Genomic DNA, 9,990 nt, shown 5'->3' with positions numbered 1-9,990 from the left:
GGTGGCCGGCCCACCCTCGAAGAGGTGGCGGCGCGCGCCGGTGTCGGCCGCGGCACCGTCTCGCGGGTGATCAACGGCTCGCCCCGGGTCAGCGACGCGACCCGCGCGGCCGTCGAGGCGGCGGTCGCGGAGCTCGGCTACGTCCCCAACACCGCGGCCCGTGCCCTGGCCGCCAACCGTACGGACGCGATCGCGCTGGTCGTCCCCGAGCCGGAGACCCGGTTCTTCGCGGAGCCGTACTTCTCGGACATGCTGAAGGGCGTCGGGACGGCGCTGTCCGACACGGAGATGCAGCTGCTGCTGATCTTCGCGGGCAGCGACCGGGAGCGCGCCCGTCTCGCCCAGTACCTGGCGGCCCACCGCGTGGACGGTGTGCTGCTGGTCTCGGTGCACGCGGACGACCCGCTGCCCGACCTGCTGGCCCAGCTGGAGATCCCCGCGGTGATCAGCGGTCCGCGCTCGTCGGCGGAGACACTGCCGTCGGTCGACTCGGACAACTACGGCGGCGCCCGCCAGGCCGTTGAGCATCTGCTGTCCCGGGGCCGGAGCCGGGTGGCCCACATCACCGGCCGCCTCGACGTCTATGGTGCCCAGCGCCGTGTCGACGGCTACCGCGAAGCCATGAGCGACGCCGGCCTCGGGGTGGACGAGGGGCTGATCGAGGCGGGGGACTTCACGGAGGAGGGCGGACAGCGGGCCATGGCGGCCCTGCTGGAGCGCCACCCCGACATCGACGCGGTCTTCGCCGCCTCCGACGTCACCGCGGCCGGCGCCCGCCGGGCGCTGCGCGCTGCGGGCCGCCGCATCCCGGAGGACGTGGCGCTCGTCGGCTACGACGACTCCGCCATCGCCCGCCACATGGAACCGCCGCTGACCAGCGTCCGCCAGCCCATAGAGGAGATGGGCCGCCGGATGATAGACCTCCTGCTCACCGAGGTCGCCGACCGCCGTCCGCTCGCCTCCCGGGGCCTGGACCGCCGGCAGATGGTCCTGGCCACGGAGCTGGTGTCCCGGTCCTCTTCGTGACGCCCCGCCCACGCCGCGCCGACCGGAGCCGGTCGGCGGGCCCGGGCTAACGGCCCACGGGCGCGGGGGAGTCGGCTACGGCGTGCCGGTGGTTCGCGGGCCGAGGCCGGGGTGGCGCCGCAGGACGTCCAGGGCGTCGGGCACGAACAGCCGGTTCCGCAGCGCCTCCCGCAGGTCCGCCTCGCCGAGCCACCCGTGCCAGGCGATCTCGGACGGGTCGGGGGTGAGGGGCTCCGTCACGACGGCCTCGTGCACCCCGAGCCAGTACGGGCTGATCGCCCCATGGCAGAGGAACTTGAAGACGAACCGCACCCGCGCCCGGACGCCCAGCTCCTCCGCCAGCTCCCTGGCCGCCGCCTCCTCGTAGGACTCGCCGACTTCGACGGCCCCGCCGATCAGCCAGTCGTGATGCCCCGGGAACCGGGACACGTGCTCCGGCCTGCGATACACCAGGACGCGCCCTCGCGGATCACGGCACACCGTGGTCGCGACCCGGTGCGGCCGGCCCTCGCGGATCGCCTCGTCCCGGTCGACCACCCCGACCACCCGGTCCTCCTCGTCGACCTGTACCACCAGCTCGCCCATGGACCTCACGATCCCACGCCCACGCCCTCACACCCGAGCCGGTTCCGGCCGTCGCAGCAGGTACACCGCCGCCGTCACGACCAGGAGGGCCATGCCGGCGATGAACACCAGGCCCGCCCCCTCCAGGCCGATCGGGCCGGTCAGCAGGCCGACGCCGATCACCGGGAGGGAGATGCCCGCGTAGGCCACCACGAACAGGGCCGAGATCACCGCCGCCCGCTGCTGCTCGGGCGAGGCCCGGGACACGTCGGACAAGGCGCCGCGGAACGCCAGGCCCTGGCCGATCCCGCCGACGAGCGCGCTGGCGACCAGCAGGGCCATCTGGTCCCACCGCAGCGCACCGGCGAGCAGCGCGAGCCCGGCGAGGAGTCCGGCGCAGCCCAGTGGGAGGGAACGCCGTACGCCGACCCGGCCGACCGCAAGTTGCCCGGCGGTCGAGGAGAAGAAGGCCAGGGCGACGATCAGCCCGCTCACGGCGTGGTCGTCCACGTCCATGGACTCCACGAGGAAGGCCGGGCTGACGGAGGTGAACACCCCGAACAGGGCGAACCCGACGAAGGAGGCGGTGGCGGCGGGACCGAACACCGCGCGCACCTGCGGGGGCAGGGCGGGACGCTGCGGGCGTACGGCGCGCAGCGGCTGCCGTTGCCGTACCGTCTCCGCGAGCCGCAGCAGGACGGCGGCCGAGGCGGCCACCAGCGCGAGGTGGGTGACGAACGGCAGGTACAGCGGCCAGGAGGCGTACTGCGCGAGAAGCCCGGAGAGCAGCGGCCCGCAGCCCAGTCCGCCCATGTTGGCGGCCGTCGCCACGAACGTGGCCCGGGAGGCACCGCCCCCGGGCGCCAGCTCCATCACGTACGCCGTGGCGGCACCCGTGAACAGCCCGGCGGACAGTCCCGACAGCAGCCGTCCCACGTAGAGCCAGCCGAGGCCGGTGGCACACAGGAAGCAGACGGCACTCAGTGCGGCGAAGCCCAGACCGCACAGCAGCACCGGGCGCCTGCCCACCGCGTCCGAGGCATTGCCGACCAGCAGCAGCACGCCGATCACCGCAAAGGCGTACAGGGCGTAGACCACGGTGACCGTCAGCTCGGAGAAGCCGAACTTGTCCTGGTAGAGGGGGTAGAGGGGAGTCGGCAGCGTGGTGCCGGCCATGCAGACGGCGAACACCGCCCCGCCGAGCACGCACGCGCGCCATCCCCGACGTCCACCGTCCATGCCGCCGACGGTAGCCCCGGCCCGCGGACGCGCCTTCGATCGGCGCGCTGGAAACGCTTCAGCCGGTGGCCTCTTCCGAGGCCACCGGCTGAATGCACAGGGTGAGTGACGGGACTCGAACCCGCGGCATCCTGGACCACAACCAGGTGCTCTACCAGCTGAGCTACACCCACCATGACCGGCTTGGAGATCAGTGATGTCTCCGACCGGCCGAGAAAAAGTGTACAGGGTCCGAAGGGGTGCTCGCGCCCGGCTTTCTCCGCGCCCCCCGACGGCCCTACGTCCCGCCTACTGAGCAGGCAGGACGTGCTTCGCGGCGATCGTCCTCGCGGTGTCCGAGTCGGGCCCGGGCTGCGGGACGAACAGGGCCTCGCGGTAGTACCGCAGCTCCGCGATCGACTCGCGGATGTCGGCGAGCGCGCGGTGGTTGCCGTTCTTCTGCGGGCTGTTGAAGTACGCCCGCGGGTACCAGCGGCGCGCCAGCTCCTTGATCGACGACACGTCGACGATCCGGTAGTGGAGGTAGTTCTCCAGCGTCGCCATGTCACGCAGCAGGAAGCCGCGGTCCGTGCCGACGGAGTTCCCGCACAGCGGGGCCTTGCCCGGCTCCTTGACGAACTGCCTCACGTACGTCAGGACCTGGTCCTCGGCGTCCTTCAGTGTCGTGCCCTCGGCCAGCTCGGTGAGCAGCCCGGAGGCGGTGTGCATCTGACGCACCACGTCCGGCATCGTCTCCAGCGCCTGATCCGGCGGCCGGATGACGATGTCCACGCCCTCGCCGAGCACGTTCAGCTCGGAATCGGTCACGAGGGCGGCCACCTCGATGAGCGCGTCGTCCGACAGCGAGAGGCCGGTCATCTCGCAGTCGATCCACACCATGCGATCGTTCATGTGTCTAACCTTACGGCCCGCCGCCACCGGCCGGGCCGCCCGTGCCGGGAAAGCCGAAGCGCCCGCGGGCAGAACGTGCTCCCCGCGGGCCCCGGCTACCGGTTCACGGCGCGCTGCGCTGTCCGGGCAGGCTCGCCGACAGGGCCGGCGACTGGCCGACCGCGCTCGCCGCCGCCGTACGGCGGGACTGCAGCGGGACCGGGTGCTCCGGGTGCAGCGGGGCGGGCGCCTGGCCGGGCTGGCCCGGATGGTGCCCCGCGTGTCCCGGATGGCCCGGCATGCCGGGCCCGGGACCGCCCGCTGCGCTCTCGGTCTCCTGGGGCCGCTCGCCCTGCGGGCGCCGGGCCCGGTAGGCCGCCCGGTACGCGGCCGGGGACGAACCCAGCTGGCGGCGGAAGTGCCCGCGCAGGGCGACCGGCGACCGGAAGCCGCAGCGTCCCGCCACCTCGTCCACCGAGTAGTCCGAGGTCTCCAGCAGACGCTGCGCCTGGAGGACCCGCTGCGTTATCAGCCACTGCAGCGGAGCGCTCCCGGTCAGCGAGCGGAACCGGCGGTCGAACGTACGCCTGCTCATGTACGCGCGCGCCGCAAGCGTCTCCACGTCGAACTGTTCGTGGAGGTGCTCCAGCGCCCAGGCGACGACCTCGGCGAGCGGGTCGGCGCCGATCTCCTCCGGTAAAGACCTGTCGAGGTAGCGCTCCTGCCCGCCGCTACGGCGCGGCGGCACGACGAGCCGCCTGGCCAGGGCCCCGGCCGCCTCGTTGCCGTGGTCCGTGCGCACGATGTGCAGGCACAGGTCGATGCCCGCGGCCGTGCCCGCCGACGTCAGCACGTCACCGTCGTCGACGAACAGCTCACGCGGGTCCACGTGCACCGACGGATAGCGCTTGGCCAGCGTCGGTGCGTACATCCAGTGGGTGGTCGCGGGGCGGCCGTCCAGCAGGCCCGCCGCCGCCAGGACGAAGGCGCCGGTGCACAGCCCGACGATGCGGGCGCCCTCCTCGTGGGCGCGGCGCAGCGCGTCGAGCGCCTCTTCCGGTGGCGGAGAAGTGATCGAACGCCAGGCCGGTACGACGACCGTGCCCGCGCGTGAGATCGCTTCCAGGCCATGTGGTGCGGTGAGTTCGAGGCCCCCGGTGGTCCGTAGCGGGCCGTCCTCGCCTCCGCACACCAGTAGTCGGTAGCGCGGTACGCCGGCGTCCTGGCGGTCAACCCCGAACACCGACAGCGGTATGGAACTCTCGAAGATGGGGCCGCCGCTGAACAGCAGCACCGCGACGATCTCCTTGCGGCGTCGCCCGGAAAGTTTCCGGGCCGCGGCTTCCGGCGCGGCAGTGGAGTCGTGGCTCATACTGCTAAGCCCCCCTCGGTGGTCGCGGCTCCTCGGTTGTGTCGCTCCTGCACGTTTCCCCTCGGTCCTGCACGAGTCCCCCGCCGTAGACAGTCAAGATCGAATCTACTGTGTGCCGTCGTGCCGAAGTGGCCGGTTAGTCACCCGGCACATTGTCGACTTGGCAACTTGGCGTGAAGCATTCGATCACGAAGCGTTGCACTCGTGGGGCGTGCAGGGAAGTGCGCCTTGTCGCGGTGGCCAATCCACGTAGGGTGCGCGGACCCCCTGAGGCCCTTTCCGTGCAGGTCGAACGGGGGTTGGGGGGTGGTTGGGCCGGGGGATGCGCCAGTACGAGAAGTTGGCTGAAAACCAATGTGCGTGTGCGCGGAAACCGGTCAGCCGACCGGTGTATCTCCTCCGGTGTGCCGTCCGCCACGGTGCGACCCGGTTCCGGTGCGGTGGCGCCGGCCCCGGTGGGGCGCCCGGTCCTCGGCCGCGAGCCGGGCCGCGCCGCGCTCGGACTGGCGCAGCAGCACCCGGCAGGCGCCCGTGACGGCCGCGAGCCCGAGGGCGGTGCCGGCGGCACCGGCCAGAGAGGCGCCGTAGCAGAGGAGCACCACCGGGACGAGCAGGCAGCTGAAGGCAGCCCAGCGAACCACATCCGTCGCGGTGCCCCGCGGCGGCGGGGTCGCGCGGTCCGCCTCGTCGGCGGGGCGTGGTGCGGACATGGGTGCTCCCTGTGGCGTGACTCACGAGGTTCAACGCATGGCCGGGGCGTCGGTCACTGGCGGCCCGGATCGCCGCACGTGCCCACGGCTGAGTGAATCCCGTGCAAACCGCCTGTGCAGCGCAGCAACCATTGCGTTACGGGCGGTGCCTCGTGCATGCTCCCTGGAACCCGCATGCACCGTGAGCGGGATCTGGGCTAAGGAGGCGTGCCGCCGTACCCTTGGGGTATGGGGTTGGGAAGACCATTCCCGGACACAGCTCCGCCGCACACTGTTGTCCCTCCCGTATAAGGATCACGACGCCGAGACAGCCATGGCCGGTCACGAATTCTTCGAACCCGCGGACCGCAAGCGGCCCGTCGCCGATCCCACGGCGGCCGAGCCCCTGGCGGCGGAAGAGCCACGCCATTCCTGCGATCCCGCCTTCAAGCACGGGGTCGTCGTCGGCTTCGACGGCTCCACGTCCAGCGAGCGCGCCCTGGCGTACGCGATCGGCATGGCCCATCGCTCCGGATCGGGCCTGATCATCGTCCACGTCGCCAACCGACTGCCGACCACGGTGTGGGCGGGCTGCGAGCCGCCCGTGTTCGTGGACGTGCCGGACCACCGCACCGAGGTGCTCGGTCTCGAGCTGGCCTGTGCGGACTACCTCGCCGAGGTGCCCTGGATCCTGGTCGAGCGCGGCGGCGACATCTGCCACGAACTCGAAGAGGTCGGCCGGGAGTACGAGGCCGACGCGATCGTCGTCGGCTCCACCCACGGCATCGTCGGGCGCATCTTCGGCTCGGTCGCCGGGCGGCTCGCCAAGCGGGCGCAGCGGCCCGTCATCGTCATTCCCTGACGTTCACGCAGGAGCGACCTCCTACGGCAACTCCCTTGTGCACCGCACGAATCTACTCGCGCGTAGAGGTGTTTGTGCCCTTGTGAAGGGCATATACGGGACACCGCACAATTGCACATGCACGAAGGGAGCCCGCCGTGGACAAAGACGTCTCCGCGGGAAGTGGAATCACGACCGTGGTCGGTCGACTCGCCCTGGGAATCACCCTGTTGGCCTTCGGGCTGGGGCATACTGCTCTGATCGACGGCGTGTCGGCCGCTGACGCCGTGTCAATCGCCCAGTACATGGGCGGCATTGCGCTCTTCGTCGCGGGGCTGGTGGCCCTGCGGGAGGGTGACGCCGCCGGTGGTACGGCCTTCTCGGTGCTCGGGGCGCTGTGGTTCACGTGGGCCGTGTCCGACCGTGCCTCCGGCAACGAGGCAGGGCTGTTCCTGCTGTTGTTCGCCCTCGTCGCGCTGTCCCTGACGCTCGCGGGCGGGGACCAGCTCGGTCAGGGCATGTACGGGCTGTTCTTCGTCGCCCTGTTGCTCATGGCGATCGCGAGTTTCGCCGGCAACGACGGACTCGTGAAGGTGGGCGGCTGGTTCGCCGTCGCCGCGGGTGCGGTGGCCTGGTACGCGGCGACCGCGGTGCTGGCGCACTGGCCCACGGCGCTTCCGCGACGCGCTGCCGGCCGGGGCGTGACGGCCACCGGTTAGCTGCGCCGGCCGGGGAGTTGGGCGGCTTCCCGGCGATGAAACGGACCCCCCGTGCGAGGTGGCAGCACGTGGGGGTCCGTTTTCGTTCGTCGGCCTGTGCGGGTGCGTGGGGGCGTGTCGCGCCCACGCGGCGGAGCCGCACATCGATACAGCCCCGCGCCCCAAGCAAAAGAAGGGCGACTACTCCACCGTTACCGACTTCGCCAGGTTCCTCGGCTTGTCGATGTCGCGGCCGAGCGCCAACGCCGTGTGGTAGGCGAGGAGCTGGAGCGGGATGCCCATCAGGATGGGGTCGAGTTCATCCTCGTTCTTCGGGACGACGATCGTCTCGTCGGCCTTCTCCTGGGGCTGGTGGGCCACCGCGAGGATCCTGCCGCTGCGGGCCTTGATCTCTTCCATGGCGGCGCGGTTCTTCTCCAGCAGGTCGTCGTCGGGGACGATCGCGACCGTCGGGAGGGCCGGCTCGATCAGGGCCAGCGGGCCGTGCTTGAGCTCCGAGGCGGGGTAGGCCTCGGCGTGGATGTAGGAGACCTCCTTGAGCTTCAGGGAGGCCTCGCGGGCCACGGGGTAGCCCCGGACGCGGCCGATGAAGAGCATCGAGCGGGCCTCGGCGAACTGCAGGGCCAGCTTCTTGACGTCGTCCTCGTGCTCCATGATCTCGGCGATCTGCGCGGGCAGCTTGCGCAGGCCCTCGATGATCCGCTTGCCGTCCCGGACCGACAGGTCACGGGTGCGGCCGAGGTGCAGGGCGAGGAGGGCGAAGGCCACCGTGGTGTTGGTGAAGCACTTGGTGGAGACCACGCAGACCTCCGGGCCGGCGTGCACGTAGATGCCGCCGTCCGCCTCGCGGGCGATCGCCGAGCCGACCACGTTCACCACGCCCAGGACGCGCGCGCCCTTGCGCTTCAGTTCCTGCACGGCGGCCAGGACGTCGTAGGTCTCGCCGGACTGGGAGACCGCGACGTAGAGGGTGTCGGGGTCGACGACCGCGTTGCGGTAGCGGAACTCCGAGGCCGGTTCGGCGTCGGCGGGGATGCGCGCCAGCTCCTCGATCATCTGGGCGCCGATCATGCCCGCGTGGTACGAGGTGCCACAGCCGAGGATCTTCACGCGGCGGATCCGCCGGGCCTCACGGGCGTCCAGGTTGAGGCCGCCCAGGTGCACGGTGGAGAAGCGGTCGTCGATCCGGCCGCGCAGCACGCGGTCCACGGCGTCGGCCTGCTCGTGGATCTCCTTGTGCATGTAGGTGTCGTGGCCGCCCATGTCGTAGGAAGCGGCCTCCCACTCGACCGTGGTGGGCTCCGCCGTGGTGCGAGTGCCCTCCGTGGTGTAGGTGCGGAAGTCGTCGGCCTTCAGGGTGGCCATCTCGCCGTCGTCGAGGGTGACGATCTGGCGGGTGTGGGCGACCAGGGCGGCGATGTCGGAGGCGACGAACATCTCCTTCTCGCCGATACCGAGGACGACCGGGGAGCCGTTGCGGGCGACGACGATCCGGTCGGGGAAGTCGGCGTGCATGACGGCGATGCCGTACGTGCCCTCGACGAGCCGGAGGGTCTCGCGGACCTTGTCCTCCAGCTTGGGCGCCTGCGCGCGGGCGATGAGGTGGGTGAGGACCTCGGTGTCGGTCTCGGAGAGGAACTCGACGCCGTCCGCCTCCAGCTTGCGGCGCAGGTCGGAGGCGTTGTCGATGATGCCGTTGTGGACGACGGCGACCTTGTTGTCGGCCGACATGTGCGGGTGGGCGTTGACGTCGGACGGGGCGCCGTGGGTGGCCCAGCGGGTGTGGGCGATACCGGTCGTGCCCTTGAAGCGGGCCGGGACCTTGGCCTCCAGGTCGCGCACGCGGCCCTTGGCCTTGACCATCTTCAGGCCGGACGTCTTCGGGGACGTGACGACGATGCCCGCGGAGTCGTAGCCGCGGTACTCCAGACGCTGGAGGCCCTCCAGGAGGAGGGGCGCGACGTCACGCTTCCCGATGTAACCGACGATTCCGCACATGTATACGTATTCCTAGCCGTAGACGATGCGCCGCAGCTGCCGGAGCGAGAGCTCCGGCGGGGCCACCGCGCGGTATTTGAGTTCCGCCTCGATCCGCTCGAAGATCGCCGCGTTGACCAGGCCCTGGGCCTGGAGCTCGCGGTGGCGGCGACGGACGTACTCCTCGGTCGTCTCGTCGAAGTAGGCGAGCACGTCCTGGATCACGCGCAGCGCCTCGCCCCGCCCGAGGGCGGTGGACCGCGTCAGATGATCAACGAGTTCGTCGTGCACTCGCTAGATCTTGGGGTACCGGCGACGCTTTCGCAAGAATTCTGCCCGATTCCGGGCAAGGGTCTGTTGGCATCCTTTGGGGAGAGCGTTGAACGTGTCATGAGGGCTTGTTCGTGACGCGTCCGCCGGGTGTCCGGGATCCCGTTGCCCGGGGCGTCGATTTTTGGCCGCCATGGACACTCCTCGTATGGGCGTACCCGGCGGCTCGCCGCGCGCATGAGCATGGCCGAGCAGCACGAGTACCTGCGCCAGGTTCTCCCGGCGCACGATGATCACAGGCGGGGCCGTCACGCTCGGCGCCGTCACGGGTGGCGCGTTCGTGGCCGATGGCCTGAGTGGAAGGCATGGGGCGTGACGTGGACGCTGCCGGAGCCGATGCTGGCTACCCCCGTGCCCGTGCCT

General features: G+C 71.1%; 10 protein-coding genes and 1 tRNA gene. 3 read left to right on the top strand and 8 right to left on the bottom strand.

Annotation, left to right across the window (positions count from 1 at the left end):
• The coding region (locus ABZ281_RS22180; protein ID WP_356657926.1) for a LacI family DNA-binding transcriptional regulator at positions 1 to 1,026 on the top strand (1,026 nt) is incomplete at its 5' end.
• Positions 1,027 to 1,101: 75 nt separating this feature from the next.
• Here the strand turns inward: ABZ281_RS22180 and ABZ281_RS22175 are convergent.
• The 6 genes from ABZ281_RS22175 to ABZ281_RS22150 form a co-directional block, all read right to left on the bottom strand.
• A complete protein-coding gene (locus ABZ281_RS22175) occupies positions 1,102 to 1,611 on the bottom strand; it encodes an NUDIX domain-containing protein (RefSeq protein WP_356657924.1) in 510 nt (169 codons plus the stop codon).
• Positions 1,612 to 1,638: 27 nt separating this feature from the next.
• The gene (locus ABZ281_RS22170; protein ID WP_356657922.1) at positions 1,639 to 2,829 is read right to left on the bottom strand and encodes an MFS transporter; all 1,191 of its coding nucleotides are present in this window, start codon (positions 2,827 to 2,829) and stop codon (positions 1,639 to 1,641) included.
• Positions 2,830 to 2,929: 100 nt separating this feature from the next.
• Positions 2,930 to 3,002 (bottom strand) — tRNA-His (locus ABZ281_RS22165).
• Positions 3,003 to 3,117: 115 nt separating this feature from the next.
• Positions 3,118 to 3,720 (bottom strand): oligoribonuclease, encoded by a 603-nt coding sequence (orn, locus tag ABZ281_RS22160; protein ID WP_356657920.1) that lies wholly within the window; start codon positions 3,718 to 3,720, stop codon positions 3,118 to 3,120.
• Positions 3,721 to 3,823: 103 nt separating this feature from the next.
• Entirely contained in the window at positions 3,824 to 5,071 is a 1,248-nt protein-coding gene (locus ABZ281_RS22155) for a helix-turn-helix domain-containing protein (protein WP_356657918.1), read from the bottom strand.
• A gap of 377 nt (positions 5,072 to 5,448) precedes the next feature.
• Positions 5,449 to 5,781: a hypothetical protein gene (locus ABZ281_RS22150; protein WP_356657916.1), complete on the bottom strand. Its 333-nt coding sequence runs from the start codon at positions 5,779 to 5,781 to the stop codon at positions 5,449 to 5,451.
• A gap of 313 nt (positions 5,782 to 6,094) precedes the next feature.
• On the opposite strand from ABZ281_RS22150, the gene ABZ281_RS22145 reads away from it, so the two are divergent.
• Together ABZ281_RS22145 and ABZ281_RS22140 are read left to right on the top strand one after the other, a co-directional pair.
• Entirely contained in the window at positions 6,095 to 6,622 is a 528-nt protein-coding gene (locus ABZ281_RS22145; RefSeq protein WP_010047889.1) for a universal stress protein, read from the top strand.
• A 137-nt stretch (positions 6,623 to 6,759) separates the two neighbouring features.
• On the top strand, positions 6,760 to 7,320 hold the full coding sequence (locus ABZ281_RS22140; RefSeq protein WP_356657914.1) for a GPR1/FUN34/YaaH family transporter: 561 nt from the start codon (positions 6,760 to 6,762) through the stop codon (positions 7,318 to 7,320).
• A gap of 180 nt (positions 7,321 to 7,500) precedes the next feature.
• Here ABZ281_RS22140 and glmS read toward each other — a convergent pair whose 3' ends face one another.
• The gene (glmS, locus tag ABZ281_RS22135; protein WP_031102631.1) at positions 7,501 to 9,318 is read right to left on the bottom strand and encodes a glutamine--fructose-6-phosphate transaminase (isomerizing); all 1,818 of its coding nucleotides are present in this window, start codon (positions 9,316 to 9,318) and stop codon (positions 7,501 to 7,503) included.
• A 12-nt stretch (positions 9,319 to 9,330) separates the two neighbouring features.
• Positions 9,331 to 9,588, bottom strand: coding sequence for a hypothetical protein (locus ABZ281_RS22130; protein WP_356657912.1), 258 nt, complete (start codon positions 9,586 to 9,588; stop codon positions 9,331 to 9,333).
• Positions 9,589 to 9,990 lie beyond the last annotated feature (402 nt).

Origin of the sequence: Streptomyces sp. NPDC006265, from assembly GCF_040613555.1 — a bacterium.
In the GTDB taxonomy this organism is placed as follows: Bacteria; Actinomycetota; Actinomycetes; order Streptomycetales; family Streptomycetaceae; genus Streptomyces.
This window is presented reverse-complemented; position numbering and strand designations above follow the sequence as displayed.